The sequence below is a fragment of the Alkalicaulis satelles genome (assembly GCF_008630495.1).
Taxonomy (GTDB): domain Bacteria; phylum Pseudomonadota; class Alphaproteobacteria; order Caulobacterales; family Maricaulaceae; genus Oceanicaulis; species Oceanicaulis satelles.
This window is the reverse complement of the sequence record NZ_VWOJ01000001.1, coordinates 29888-44178: the sequence shown is the minus strand read 5'-3', so window position 1 is coordinate 44178 and position 14291 is coordinate 29888. Positions and strand designations below refer to the sequence as shown.

Sequence of the window (14291 nt, the reverse complement as noted above, 5' to 3'; positions counted from 1 at the left end):
TGCTGCTGCCCCTCGCTACAACAACCGCCTCAGCTGCGCTGGCTGAGATCAAAGCTGGCCATGCCCGCCAGATTGACGATGTCGGACACGGGCGAGCCCACGCGCGCGATCTGGACCGATTTTTCCAGGCCGATCAGCAGGCCCTCGATCACCGTCGCCCCGCCCGCCGATTTGAGCAGGCGCGTGGCGATGGAAGCCGAGTGCACGGCGGGCATGACCAGCACATTGGCCGCATCGGTGAGGCGCGAGAACGGATAGACCTCGTGATGGTCCGGATTAAGGGCGATGTCGGCGGCCAGCTCGCCTTCATACTCGAAGGTCACGCCGCGCTCGGTGAGGATTTCCACCGCGCGCTGGACCTTGGCGGTGCGCTCGCCTGGCGGATTGCCAAAGGTGGAGTATGACAGGAAGGCCACGCGCGGCGACAGGCCCAGCCGGCTGGCGGCGTGGGCTGCGCCCTCGGCGATTTCGGCCAGGCCTTCGGCGTCCGGGAACTCGGTGACATTGGTGTCGGCGATCACCAGCGTACGGCCTTTGGCCAGCGCCACCGACAGGCCGATGATCCGCCCGCCGGGCGCGGCGTCCAGCACCAGGCGGATGTCGGACAGGGTGTTGGTGAAATGGCGCGTGACGCCGGTCACCATGCCGTCCGCATCGCCGAATTTGAGCATGCAGGCGGAAAACACGTTGCGGTCATTATTGACCAGGCGCTGCACGTCGCGGCGCAGATAGCCCCGGCGCTGCAGGCGGTCATAGAGCCAGTCGGCATAGTCCGCATTGCGGTCCGAAAGCCGGGCGTTGCAGATATCCAGCTCGTCCTCGGGCAGGCCCAGCTCGCGCATATTGCGCCGGGCGATATCGTCGCGCGCCACCAGCACGGCCTGGCCCAGACCCTGGGACTGGAAGGCGTGGGCGGCGCGGATGACGCTGGGCTCCTCGCCTTCGGCGAACACGATGCGCTTGCCCGTGCCGCGGATGGAGGCGGTGACGCGCTGCTGCAGGGCGGCGGTGGGATCGAGCCGGCGGGCCAGGCGCCGTCCATAATCCTGGGGGTCTTTCAGCGCAATGCGCGCCACGCCTGAGTCCACCGCCGCGCGCGCCACATAGGGCGGCACGAAGCTGATCAGGCGTGGGTCGAAGGGCGAGGGAATGATGTAGTCGCGCCCGAATTTCAGCGCGCCCGACTTGTTGGCCGCGGCCACCTCGTCGGGCACGTCCTGACGGGCCAGATCAGCCAGCGCATGGGCGGCGGCGAGCTTCATCTCCTCATTGATGGTCTTGGCGCGCACGTCCAGCGCGCCACGGAATATATAGGGGAAGCCCAACACATTATTGACCTGATTGGGGAAGTCGGACCGGCCCGTGGCGATGATGGCGTCCGAACGCACCGCCTTGACCGCGTCGGGCATGATTTCCGGCGTCGGGTTGGCCATGGCGAAGATGACCGGGTCGGCGGCCATGGATTTGACCATGGCGGGCGTGACAATGCCGCCTGCCGACAGGCCCAGCATCACATGGGCGTCAGCCATGGCCTCGTCCAGCGTGCGCAGATGGGTCTTGCGCGCATGGCGGCGCAGCTTGTCGTGCAGATCATTGCGATCAGCGTGCACCACGCCCTTGAGGTCGATAATGGTGACATTGTCGTCCTGGACGCCCAGCGACTTGATCAGTTCAAGCACGGACAGGCCCGCTGCGCCCGCGCCGACCAGCACCACGCGCACCTCTTCCAGCTTACGCCCGGTGAGATGGCAGGCGTTCATCAGGCCCGCCGCCGCGATGATGGCCGTGCCGTGCTGGTCGTCATGAAAGACCGGAATGTCGAGCTGTTCGCGCAGGCGCGTCTCGATCTCGAAGCATTCCGGGCTCTTGATGTCTTCCAGATTGATGCCGCCGAACGTGTCGCCGAACCCGGCCACGCAGTCCACGAAGCGGTCCGGGTCGGTATAGGCGATCTCCAGATCGAACGCGTCGATATCGGCGAAGCGCTTGAACAGCACCGCCTTGCCTTCCATTACCGGCTTGGAGGCGGCGGGGCCCAGATCGCCCAGGCCCAGAATGGCCGTGCCGTTGGAGACCACAGCCACCGTATTGCCCTTGGAGGTGTAGTCGTAGACCGCGTCCGGATCGGCGGCGATGGCGCGCACGGGCGCGGCCACGCCAGGGCTGTAGGCCAGCGCCAGATCGCGCTGGGTCGCCATGGGCTTGGTGGCTTTCAGGGCGATCTTGCCCGCCGGCTCGGCCCGGTGCAGGGCCAGCGCGTCTTCATCGGTCTGGGACAGGCGTTCAATTTCGGACATGGAGGGCTTTTTCAGAGCTTTATGAGGCGGCAAGGGTTGCGCCAGCTATACGATGACCCGGCGCGCGCGGCTACCGCTGCGCCGTCAGGCGCTGCAGGGCGCGCTGGCGCGCGCGCCGGTCCCGCTCGGCGGCCAGCGCTTGCGGCAGGCACGCGAGCACATCGCCCGCCGTGGCGCCCGGCCCCAGTCGCCGCCCCGCATCGCCGTGCAGCCACACCGCCGCACAGGCCGCCTCGAAGGGCGCTGCGCCCTGGGCGAGGAAGGCGCCGGTGAGCCCGGCCAGCACATCGCCGGTTCCGGCTGTGGCCAGGCGCGCGCTGGCGTGGACATTGACCCTCACAGCTCCGTTTGGAGCAGCGATGACGGTATCGGGTCCCTTGTACACAATGATGGCGTGAGCCAGGCGCGCGGCCTCACGCGCAGCCTCGATCTTGTTGAGCGCGCCTTCAGCGAGACCGGGAAACAGGCGCGCAAACTCGCCCGCATGGGGGGTGAGCACGCAGCGCGGATGCAATTGGGCGAACAACGCCTCTGGCGCATCGGCGAAGACGGTCAGCGCATCAGCATCCAGCACCAGCGGGATGCGGCGTTCAAGCGCCGCCGCCACACGCACTTTAAGCGCATCGTGCAGCCCCGCGCCCGGCCCGATCACGGCGGCGTCTGCGCGCGTGTCAGAGAGATGGGCGGCCAGATCCCCCTGCCCCAGAGGACGGCTGACCAGCAACGGATCCGAGGCCGGCGCGGCGTCTGACGGCAGGGCGAGGGTTACGAACCCGGCGCCGCCCAGAAGCCCGGCCCGCGCCGCCAGCTGCGCCGCACCGCCTGAGCCAGCCGGGCCGGACAGAATAGTCAGCCGCCCGCGCCGGTGCTTGTGGGTTTCAGCCTCCAGCTCCAGCCCCGGAACCGGCCACAGATCGGGATGGTTGAGCTGCGCGCACGGCGCGGCCTCAGCCTCCCAGCCATCGGGAATGCCGATATCGGCGCAGACGATCTCCCCGCACAGCACCCGTCCCGGCTGCAGCACATGGCCGGGCTTGAGGCGGTGGAAGGTGACAGTGAGGTCCGCCTTGAACGCCGCGCCCTCAGCGCGGCCCGCAGCGCCGTCGAGCCCGCTGGGCACATCCGCGCTCACCACCACCGGGCCTTCGCGGCAGGCTTCAGCCAGACGCGCCGCCTCGCCCTCCAGCGGGCGCGACAGCCCGGCGCCGAACAGGGCGTCCACCACCAGCGCAAAGCGGGCCGGATCACACGCCTCCAGCGCCTCCACCCGCCCGGTCCAGCCGCGCGCGGCCGAGGCCGCATCGCCTTTCAGCGCCGTGACCGGAACGGCGCTGAATACCTGTACCGGCCATCCGGATTTCTTCATCAGGCGCGCGGCCACCCAGCCATCCCCGCCATTATTGCCTGGCCCGCACAGCACAGCCGCAGGCCGCGGCGCCCATCGCGCTTCAATCGCCCTGACCATCGCCGCACCCGCCGCCGCCATCAGCGTCTCGCCCGACACGCCTTTCGAGACTGCATAAGCATCCGCGCGCGCCATGGCGTCCGGAGTCAGGAGGGCGTGAGGGACTCTCATGACATGGCCCTTTGCGCGATCAGCGTGCACGGGCGCCCCATAAGCGGGCGCCTTTGAGCCAAAGGCGCCGGGTTCAGCCGGGTCCGGTTGCGGCGCAGCGGCGCGTGGCTAGCGTACGCAGCGATACGGAGACCCGCGATGAAGAAAATCGAAGCGATCATAAAACCGTTCAAGCTCGACGACGTGAAGGAAGCCCTGCAGGAAATCGGCCTGCAGGGTCTGACCGTGACCGAGGCCAAGGGCTTCGGGCGTCAGAAAGGCCATACCGAACTCTATCGCGGGGCGGAGTACGTCGTCGACTTCCTTCCGAAGATCAAGATCGAGCTGGTGCTGCCTGACGCGCGCGTGGATGCGGCGGTGGAAGCCATCATCAACGCCGCCCAGACCGGGCGCATCGGCGACGGCAAGATTTTCGTCCTGCCGGTCGAGGCGGCCATCCGCATCCGCACCGGCGAAACCGGCGATGACGCCCTCTAGAGGCTCACCGCCCCGCCCTGACCATTCCCAAACTCTGGAGCCTGACCCATGTCTGACAAGATCCTGAAACTGATCAAGGAAAACGACGTCGAGTATGTCGACCTGCGCTTCACCGACCCGCGTGGCAAGCTGCAGCACGTCACCTTCCACACCGACATGGTTGACGAGGATTTCTTCGAAGACGGCCAGATGTTCGACGGCTCCTCGGTGAGCGGCTGGAAAGCCATCAACGAGTCCGACATGAATCTGAAGCCGGACGTGGACACCGCCCATATCGACCCGTTCTTCCAGCAGACCACGCTGAACATCATCTGCGACGTGCTCGATCCGTCCACGGGCGAAGCCTATAGCCGCGACCCGCGCACCACCGCCAAGAAGGCCGAGAAATTCCTGGCCGCCTCTGGCATTGGCGACACCGCCTATTTCGGCCCGGAAGCCGAATTCTTCGTCTTTGACGATGTGCGCTGGAGCGTGAAGCAGAACGATACCGGCTATGTCCTGGACTCCGAAGAAGGGCCCTATAATTCCGCCAAGAAGTATGAAGGCGGCAATCTGGGTCACCGTCCGGGACCCAAGGGCGGCTATTTCCCGGTGCCGCCGATCGACTCCTTGCAGGACATGCGCTCGGAAATGCTCACCGTGATGAAGGAGCTCGGCCTTGAGCCCGAGAAGCATCACCACGAAGTGGCGCCGTCCCAGCATGAGCTGGGCATGAAGTTCTCCACCCTGACCGCCATGGCCGACCGCATGCAGCTCTACAAGTATGTGGTCCACAACGTGGCCGCCGCCTATGGCAAGACGGCCACCTTCATGCCCAAGCCGGTCTATGCCGACAACGGTTCGGGCATGCATGTGCACCAGTCGATCTGGAAAGGCGGCCAGCCGCTCTTCGCCGGCGACAAATACGCCGACCTGTCGGACATGTGCCTGTATTATATCGGCGGCATCATCAAGCATGCGCGCGCCATCAACGCCTTCGCCAACGCCTCGACCAACTCCTACAAGCGTCTGGTGCCGGGCTTCGAGGCGCCGGTGCTGCTGGCCTATTCGGCGCGCAACCGCTCGGCCTCGATCCGCATCCCGCACGTCACCTCGCCCAAGGCCAAGCGCATCGAGACGCGCTTCCCCGACGCGGCGGGCAATCCCTACCTGACCTTCGCCGCGCTTTTGATGGCGGGCCTGGACGGCATCGAGAACCGCATCCATCCCGGCGAGGCCATGGACAAGGATCTCTACGACCTGCCGCCTGAAGAGCTCAAGGACATCCCCACCGTCTGCCGCTCGCTGCGCGAGGCGATGGAATCGCTCGATGCCGACCGCGCCTTCCTGAAGAAGGGCGGGGTGTTCGATGACGACCAGATCGACGCCTATATCGATCTGAAAATGGAAGAGGTGACCCGCATCGAGCATCACCCCCACCCGGTGGAGTTCGAACTCTACTACAAGGTCTGACGCGTCACGCGCCGGGTTTGGCGAACGCCAGCGGCCGGTCCGGATCATCCGGGCCGGCCGTTTGTTTTTTGCCACATGCGCGCCCGGCTGGGCGCCATCAGCCTGACTGCGGTGTCGACGTGCGCCAGGTCATGGGCTAGACACTTGAATTGAAATCCCGCGCCTGCACGATGTCGGGCGATCTGACCGGAGTTACGACGCATGCGCCGCAGCCTTCTCGCCGCCGCTTCGACCCTGGCGCTCGCCGCCGCCCCGGCTATCGCCGAAGAAACACGCATCGAGGACGAGCGCACCAGCCCGATCAACACGGCAAGCGCGGGCAATATCGTCATCGCCCAGAACGGCCGGGTGACCCTGACGGGGCAATCCGGGCCGGCGGTGCGGGTCAATTCGGACAACACCGTCACCACTGAAGTGGGCTCGCGCATCGAGATCACCGACGAGGACGGTGCGATCGGCATCCAGGTTGATCCGGGCGTGGAGGGCGGCGTCAGCCATGGCGGCGCCATTGTGCTGGGCGACAGTTTCGAGCCGGAAGATGAAAATGAGGACGGCGTTCCCAGAGGCCCCTTCGCCGAAGACCGCAACAAGACCGGCATTCTGATCGGGACCGTGGACGGCGATTTCAATCCCGTTGCAGGCCAGGACCCGGTTACCGGTTCAATCACCGCCCTGCCCGCCAGCCGCATCGAAGTGGTGGGCCAGGACAGCTTCGGCGTGCGCAGCGTGACCGATGTGGACGGTGACATGCTTCTGGCTGGCCAGATAACTATCCGCGGCGAGCGCTCTATCGGCGTCTCGGTGGAAGGCGATGTCAGCGGCGATGTGGAAGTGTCGCGCATCTCCGCCCAGGTCCCGGAGGGCCATGGCGTTTCGCTTCAGGGCGATGTGGGCGGCGGCGTGCGCCTGACCGGTCAGATCGAGGTCAGCGGCTACCGCGTACAAGGCCGCGTGGCCCAAGCCATCTTCGAAAATCTTACCGCCGGTGAGGACGATATTGATTCCGGCGCGGCCGTTCTGATCGCCGGTTCGGTGCAGAACGGCGTGTTTATCGCCTCCAGCGGCTCCATCGCCAGCATCAGCGGCGGGGGCGCCGGGGTGGAGATACGGCCGGGTGAAGGCGCCAGCGAAGACCAGGTGATCGGGGAGGCTGTGCTGCCGCCCAATTACGGCCTGCCCGAAAGCGAACAGGACGAGGACGCCGTCGAGGAGGCGCTGGGCTATAGCGTGGTCAATCGCGGCACGGTGGCCGCGCGCGGGATTTTTGACGGCAAGAACGCCACCGCCTTCCTGATCGCCGGGCGCGACGTGAACGGCGATATGCGCGCGGTGATCCTGACCGAGGACGGCTTCCTGAACACCGGCTCCATTGATGCGCTGGCCTATGACGCCGACGCCATCGGCCTGCATGTCGGCGCCGGCGCCCAGATGGACACCTTCCATAACCGCGGGGGGGAGGTGCGCGCCTCGGCCCTTCTGGGTTTTGAAGATGACGGCTTCGCCGATGACGACCATGGCGAGGGTCGCGCCTTCGCCCTGGTGCTGGACGAGGAGTCCCAGATCCGGCGCATCCTCAATGAGCGCGGCTCCATCATAGCGCGCGTGGAGCGCGGCGGCACGGCGGCGACCGCCATCACGGTCAATACCGGCTCGCTTGAACGCATCGACAATTCCGGCGTGATATCAGCCCAGGCGATCGATCTGGTGGAGGGCGCCAGCGTTGAGACCATCGCCATCGACGCGCGTAATCACCATAATGGCCTGATTATTCGTCAGACAGCCCCGGTTGATGATGAAGGCGAGCCGGTCGCCAATCTGAACGCCGCTATTGTCGGCGATGTGCTCCTGGGCGACGGGGACGACACCATCGAGCTGCTCTCGGGCCAATTGCTGGGCAATATCGCTTTTGGAGGCGGCAACGACACGCTGATCATCAATGGCGCGCGCATGACCGGCTCGATTTCCAACAGCTCGGGCGATCTGGATGTCTCGGTGACGGACGGGCGCATCACCCTGACCGGCACCGACACGGTGGAGCTGACCAACGCGATCTTCCACAATGGCGGCGTGCTCGATCTGCGCATTGAGTCTGACGACCGCACCCAGACCTTCATCAATGCCAGCGGCGAGATATCCTTCCTGGAAGGGTCCGACCTGTCGATCAGCCTGTCCCAGCTGGTAGGCTCGGGGCGCGACTTCCAGCTGATCACCGCCCAGTCCCTGGTGATTGACGATGAAAACGAAATCCTGAGCATTCAGGATGCGCCGTATATTTATAACGCCCGGGTCCGGCGCGATGAAAACGACCCCAACTCCCTGATCCTGACGCTGGAGCGCAAGACGGCGGACGAGCTGGGCTTCGACGCTAACCGCTCCGCCGCCTATAACGAGGCGCTGGCCGTGTTTGACGCGGTGACCGGCCTGAACCAGGCCATTGCCAGCCTGAGTACGCAAAGCGAGTTTTTCGGCGCCTATGACCAGCTTCTGCCCGATTATGTGGGCAGCGCCATCGAGTTTGCGCTGGCGTCCAATGACGCCACGGCTGGCGCGCTGGCCGCCCGGCTGGAGAACGCCCGGCGCGCGCCGGACCAGCTGGCGGGCGTGTGGGTGCAGGAATTCGCCTATTTCATCGACCGCGCAGGCGGCATCACCCGCGATCCGGGCTATCGGGGCCAGGGCATCGGCCTGGCGGCCGGCGTCGACATCCCCTGGGGCCCGTTCTACGCGGTAGGCCTCAGCGTGTCGGGCTCGGCCAGCGACGTGCGCCGGCATGAGGGCTTCAACGATCCCATGGTGGCCCTGACCGGCCAGTTGGGCGCGTATTTCGGCATGGATCTGGGCGGCGTGGACGTCTCCGGCTCCATGGGCGTGGGCTTTGACCGCTTCGAAACAGAGCGGACCATCCGCATCCAGGATTTCAGCGCCATGACGCTGGCTGACTGGAGCGGCTGGCACTTCACCGCCTCGGGCCGTGTGGGCCGCGACTTCAATCACGGGCGCTGGCTGATCCGTCCGGAAGCCACCCTGACCTATCTGACCTTGTTCGAGAGCGCCTATAACGAGACCACGGACGGCATCAATGCCGACGCCAGCGCGCCGCTGGCCCTCTATATCGAGGATCGCGATTCCTCCACGCTCCTGGGCGCGGCCACCCTCACCGCAGCGCGCCGCTTCGGCAATGACACCTCCTGGTGGCTGCCCTCTCTGCGCGTCGGCTATCGCGGAGAGTTCTCCAGCAATACGCCTGAAACCGTGGCGCGTTTCGGACCGGACGGCGCGCCGTTCATCCTGAACCCGCGCGCCGTGCCGGGATCAGGCGTGCTCCTGGGCTTCGGGCTGTCGGCAGGGTCGAACTATTCGACCTTCACCTTCGGCTATGACGCCGATATTCGTGACGACTTCGTGCGTCATACCGCGCGCATCATCATTCGCCTCGCCTTCTAGGCGTTTTTGGTTGCACCTGTGAGAGTGCGGCATTATCCTGACCCATGTCCGGTCAGGCGTTCCCCCATGCGCGCCTCCCAGACAGCAGGCTGGCGTTCCCTTATCGCCCGCCTTGCTCCCCCGAAGCGGTTCCGGGCCCGGCCCCTGGGCCTGGAGCCGCACTTCCGGTTTCAGGCCTCATTAACCCTGACGCGCCATGGTGAAGCCCATGCTGCGCTGGCTTCCCTTCCTTGCGCTGGCCATTGCGCTGGCGCTTTCCGGATGCGCATCGCGTCCTCCGGCCCAGGCCCATGACGCCTGCCTGATCCTGGAGGACAACCGGTCCTGGTGGCGCGCCCTGCAGCGCACCGAGCGGCGCTGGGGGATCAGTCCGGGCGTCCAGCTGGCCATCCTGAAACGCGAATCAAGCTTCAACGCCCGCGCCCGGCCCGCGCGCCAGCGCCTGCTGGGCGTGATTCCCGGCTCCCGCCCCTCAAGCGCCTATGGTTACGCCCAGGCGCTGGACGGCACATGGGACTGGTATAAGCGCGACACCGGCAACCGGCGCGCCCGGCGCGACCGCTTCGCCGATGCGGTGGATTTTGTGGGCTGGTATTCCGACAAGAGCCGCCAGCTCTCGCGCATCCGGCTTGATGACCCGTACAATCTCTATCTGGCCTATCATGAGGGCCATACCGGCTTTAACCGGCGCACCTACGCCAACAAGGCCTGGCTCCAGCGCGCCGCGCGCGAGGTGGAGACCGATACGCGGCGCTATGATCAGCAACTGGCCGGATGCCGGCGATTGCAGCGGCGCTCGCGCCTGTTTTTCTGACGCCTTTCGTCTGCCAGAAGCCTTTCCAATCGCGCGCGCGGGCGTCCATTCTGCGTCCTGACATGGCTCACGATTCGCAAGACGACCTGTTCTCCGCCGGCGCGCCCGCGCCGCGCCCCGCCGCCCCGCCGCAGAAGCCTGCGCGCGAACCCGCGCCCGCCCCTGCCCCGCGCGCCACGGCCAAGGCGGCTCCCGCAGCGCCTGCTGGCGGCGCGTATGATGCATCCTCCATCGAGGTGCTCGAGGGGCTGGAGCCCGTACGCCTGCGCCCGGGCATGTATATCGGCGGCACCGACGAGCGCGCCCTGCACCATCTGTTCGCCGAGGTGCTCGACAACGCCATGGACGAGGCGGTGGCCGGCCATGCCGACCGCATCGAGGTGGTGCTGGACGATGAGGGCTATGTGGCCGTGACCGATAACGGGCGCGGCATACCGGTAGACCCGCACCCGAAATTTCCGGACAAGTCGGCGCTGGAAGTGGTGCTGACCACGTTGCACTCGGGCGGCAAGTTTTCCAGCAAGGCCTATGAGACCTCCGGCGGCCTGCACGGTGTGGGGGTCAGCGTGGTCAATGCGCTGGCCGAGCATCTCGAGGTGGAGGTGGCGCGCGAGCGCACGCTGTGGCGCCAGAGCTATGCGCGCGGCCTGGCGCTGGGCCCAGTGGAAAACGCCGGGACAGTATCCAACCGGCGCGGCACCACGGTGCGCTTCAAACCGGACCCGGAGATTTTCGGCCCGCGCGCCGCGTTCAAGGCGCCGCGCCTGTTCACCATGGCGCGCGCGAAAGCCTTCCTGCGCCGCGGCGTGCAGATCCGCTGGCGCTGCCCGGCCCATCTGGTGGAGGGGACCGACATCCCCGCCGAGACCACCTTGGCCTTCCCCGGCGGGCTGGCCGACCGGCTCGCCGAACTGACCGCAGGCGCGGGCCTGGTCACCGAGGCGTTCTCGGGCCGGGTGGAGCGCGATGGACGCATGGGCGCGGTGGAATGGGCCGTGGCGTTTGCAGAAAACGGATTCGGGGAACACGACGCCTTCTGCCAGAGCTATTGCAACACCGTGCCCACTCCCATGGGCGGCACCCATGAGCAGGGCCTGCGCGCCGCGCTGTCGCGCTCCATCCGCGGCTATGGCGAGCTGGCCGGCCAGAAGAAAGCCGCCCAGATCACGGCCGATGACGTGATGGGCGGCGCCGGCGTTCTGGTCTCGGTGTTCGTGCGCGATCCCGAGTTCCAGGGTCAGACCAAGGACCGGCTCTCAACCCCTGAAATCCAGCGCCTGGTGGAAACCGCCATTCGCGACCAGTTCGACCACTGGCTGGCCGCACGCCCCAAGGACGCTGCGCGCCTGGTGGAATGGGCCATCGAGCGCGCCGAGGAACGCCTGAAGCGCAAGCGGGAAAAAGAGGTCAAGCGCCAGTCCGCCACACGCAAGCTGCGCCTGCCGGGCAAGCTGGCCGATTGCTCCCAGAACCACGCCGAGGGCGCGGAGATTTTCCTGGTGGAGGGCGATTCAGCCGGCGGCTCGGCCAAGCAGGCGCGCGACCGCAAGACGCAAGCCATCCTGCCCCTGCGCGGCAAAATCCTCAACGTCGCCTCGGCCACACCTGACAAGATCGCGGCCAATCAGGAGATTGGCGATCTCTTGCTGGCGCTTGGCGTGCAGCCGGGCAAGAAATTCGATCTCGATGATCTGCGCTATGAGCGCGTCATCATCATGTGCGACGCGGACGTGGACGGCGCCCATATCGCGGCCCTGCTGGCGACCTTCTTCTACAAATTCCTGCCCGGCCTGATTGAATCGGGGCGCCTCTTCATGGCCCAGCCCCCGCTCTACCGGCTGACCCAGGGCGGGCGCACGCTCTATGCCGCCGATGATACGGAGAAGGACCGGCTGATCGCGTCCGAGTTCAAATCCGGCAAGGTGGAGGTGGGCCGCTTCAAGGGTCTGGGCGAGATGACCCCGCCCCAGCTCAAATCCACCACCATGAACCCGCAAACCCGCTCGCTGGCGCGCGTGATTGTGACTCCGGAGATGCGCGAGAGCGCCGACGCGCTGGTGGAAACGCTCATGGGCAAGAAACCCGAACTGCGCTTCCAGTACATCCAGGACCGCGCGCCGTTTGTGGAAGCGGTGGATGTGTGAGGGTTACCCCCGCACCCTGACCCCCACGCTCAGCTGCCGCGGTTCGCCGGGGAAGTAGCGGAAATCGCCGAAGGCGAAGTCGGCGCGTTCGGCGTAGCGGGCGTCCAGCGCGTTGCGCAGGGCCGCGAATAGCTCCACGCCCTCGCGCACGCTCCAGCGCGCGCGCAGGTGCAACAGGTCATGACCGTCATAGCGTGCGGTATTGCCCGCATCAGCCCAATAGCCGCCCACATGCACCCACTCCGCCTCGCCCTCAAAGGCGGGAAATGGCGACCAGATCAGGCGCGCATTGGCGAGCCAGTCGGGCGCGGTATCCACGCGCGCGCCATCAGCGATCACCTCGGAGAGATTGGTCAGGGGGCGGTCGAAGGCGTAGGTGTGACGCGCCCAGGTGAGCGCGCCGGCGAGTTTCAGCGTGGGCGTGAGATCAAGGCTGGCGTCCAGCTCCAGCCCCCGGTGGCGCGTGGCGCCGTCGGTGACGTTGAAGCCGTCCGCATCGCGGAAGAAGACATTGGCCTTTTCCATCACGAAGCCGGTCAGCTCCACCCGCCCGCCGGTCCAGCTGCGGCGCAGGCCCGCCTCCAGGCTGTCCAGGGTTTCAGGGCGGATCGTATCGATCTCCTGACCGGGCTGCAGGCGGTAGAGCTCGTCGGTCTGGGGGGCGCGCACGCCCCGGGCAGCCCGGGCGAAGGCCTGCCAGCCTTCTGCCGGCTCCCAGACCAGCCCGGCGCTAGGGGCGAAGGTGGTGTAGCTGTCGCTGCGGTCCGCCGGGCGGAAATAGCGGCCGATGACGCCGTCCGGCGCACGATTGTCATAGTCATAGCGTGTGGTCTCGAGCCGCGCGCCGGCCTCCACGCGCAGATTTTCGGTCAGGGCGTGACGCGCGCGCATAAAACCCGCCAGCACCAGCGCATCGACCTGATAGTCATAATGCAGGCCCTGCACGAAGGGCCCTTGCGTGGGCAGGGACTGGAACTCGTAGAGATAGCCGCGCGTCAGCTCCGCATCGATCCCGGCGGAAAGGCGCGTAGCGCCAAAGTCCGCGATCAGCTGGGTCTGGGCGCCAAGCGAGCTGTGGCCGGTGCGCTCCAGCGCGCGCGAAGGCAGGAAATGCAGGAGAAAATTCATGGTGTTGGCGCGCGCATAGACCACGCCCTGCCCGGTCAGGCCCGGCGCGAATTCCTGCTCGCCATGCAGCGCCAGGCGCACAGCGGTGGCGCGGCGGAAGGCTTCCGGATTGGGATTGCGGCGGGCCAGCGCGCGGTCGCGGAACGACCCCTCACCTTGCACGAAGGTCGCCGTGTCCTGATCGAGATGGATGAGCGCACCGCGCAAGGACCAGCTCGCCGCTCCGGCGTCGCCGTCCAGGCGCCCCTGCAGGGCCGCGCGCATCAGGCCCGCGTCATCACGCCAGCCCTGTTCGGTGCGCACCGACAGGCCGACGAATCCTGCGCCGATATCATTTGGGCCAGAGGCGGTGAGGCGTACGCGCGCCCGGCCATATTCGCCGATCTCCGCCTCGGCCAGGCGCTCACTGCGGCGCGGATCGGCGCTAATCACGTTCACAAGGCCGTGAAGCGCGTTGGAGCCGTACTGGGCCGGGCCCGGCCCGCGGATCACCTCGATCCGTCCGGCCAGATCGTCTGCGGCCTCGAACAGACCGTTCACATTGGCGAAGCCCGGAGCGCGCAAGCCCACCCCGTCTTCGAGATAGAGAAAGCTCCCCGCCCCGGCGCCGCCGGTCAGCACCGGCGAGCGGATGGCGGTCAGATGCTCGGCGCCGTTGCCGCGATGGATCATCACGCCGGGCATGCGGTTCAGCGCTTCGCTGACATGCTGGGCGCCCAGCCGCTCGATTTCGCCGGCGTCCATCACTGCCACCGGCGCCGGGCTCGCAGCGCGCGCCTCGCCCGTGCGGCTGGCGGTGACGATGATCACATCATCGCCCGCGTCAGCCGCCGCGCTGGCGGCGAGGGCAAGGAGGGCGGCAAGAGGCGCGATCATGCTTGAGTGTCTTCCTTTGCGTGACTGTCTTCGCCTCCACACATAGAGCCCCCGCCCTGAAACGGAACCCGCTTGGCTGGCGC

8 protein-coding genes are annotated in these 14291 nt (G+C 66.8%); 5 read left to right on the top strand and 3 right to left on the bottom strand.

Going from position 1 to position 14291, the window contains the following annotated elements; all coding sequences use genetic code 11:
• Nucleotides 1–29 precede the first annotated feature (29 nt).
• On the bottom strand, nucleotides 30–2297 hold the full coding sequence (locus F1654_RS00180; protein ID WP_150021498.1) for an NADP-dependent malic enzyme: 2268 nt from the start codon (nucleotides 2295–2297) through the stop codon (nucleotides 30–32).
• A gap of 70 nt (nucleotides 2298–2367) precedes the next feature.
• Nucleotides 2368–3873, bottom strand: coding sequence for an NAD(P)H-hydrate dehydratase (locus F1654_RS00175; protein ID WP_150021497.1), 1506 nt, complete (start codon nucleotides 3871–3873; stop codon nucleotides 2368–2370).
• 138 nt (nucleotides 3874–4011) lie between these two features.
• On the opposite strand from F1654_RS00175, the gene F1654_RS00170 reads away from it, so the two are divergent.
• The 5 genes from F1654_RS00170 (at nucleotide 4012) to parE (ending at nucleotide 12204) form a co-directional block, all read left to right on the top strand.
• Nucleotides 4012–4350 (top strand): P-II family nitrogen regulator, encoded by a 339-nt coding sequence (locus F1654_RS00170; protein WP_150021496.1) that lies wholly within the window; start codon nucleotides 4012–4014, stop codon nucleotides 4348–4350.
• A gap of 48 nt (nucleotides 4351–4398) precedes the next feature.
• The gene (glnA, locus tag F1654_RS00165; RefSeq protein ID WP_150021495.1) at nucleotides 4399–5802 is read left to right on the top strand and encodes a type I glutamate--ammonia ligase; all 1404 of its coding nucleotides are present in this window, start codon (nucleotides 4399–4401) and stop codon (nucleotides 5800–5802) included.
• A 201-nt stretch (nucleotides 5803–6003) separates the two neighbouring features.
• Nucleotides 6004–9246: an autotransporter outer membrane beta-barrel domain-containing protein gene (locus tag F1654_RS00160; protein WP_150021494.1), complete on the top strand. Its 3243-nt coding sequence runs from the start codon at nucleotides 6004–6006 to the stop codon at nucleotides 9244–9246.
• 208 nt (nucleotides 9247–9454) lie between these two features.
• A complete protein-coding gene (locus F1654_RS00155; protein WP_150021493.1) occupies nucleotides 9455–10060 on the top strand; it encodes a transglycosylase SLT domain-containing protein in 606 nt (201 codons plus the stop codon).
• Between the two features lie 62 nt (nucleotides 10061–10122).
• Nucleotides 10123–12204: a DNA topoisomerase IV subunit B gene (parE, locus tag F1654_RS00150; RefSeq protein ID WP_150021492.1), complete on the top strand. Its 2082-nt coding sequence runs from the start codon at nucleotides 10123–10125 to the stop codon at nucleotides 12202–12204.
• A 3-nt stretch (nucleotides 12205–12207) separates the two neighbouring features.
• On the opposite strand, the gene F1654_RS00145 is transcribed toward parE, so the two are convergent.
• Complete coding sequence (locus F1654_RS00145; protein WP_150021491.1) at nucleotides 12208–14208, bottom strand: TonB-dependent receptor; 2001 nt, start codon at nucleotides 14206–14208, stop codon at nucleotides 12208–12210.
• Nucleotides 14209–14291 lie beyond the last annotated feature (83 nt).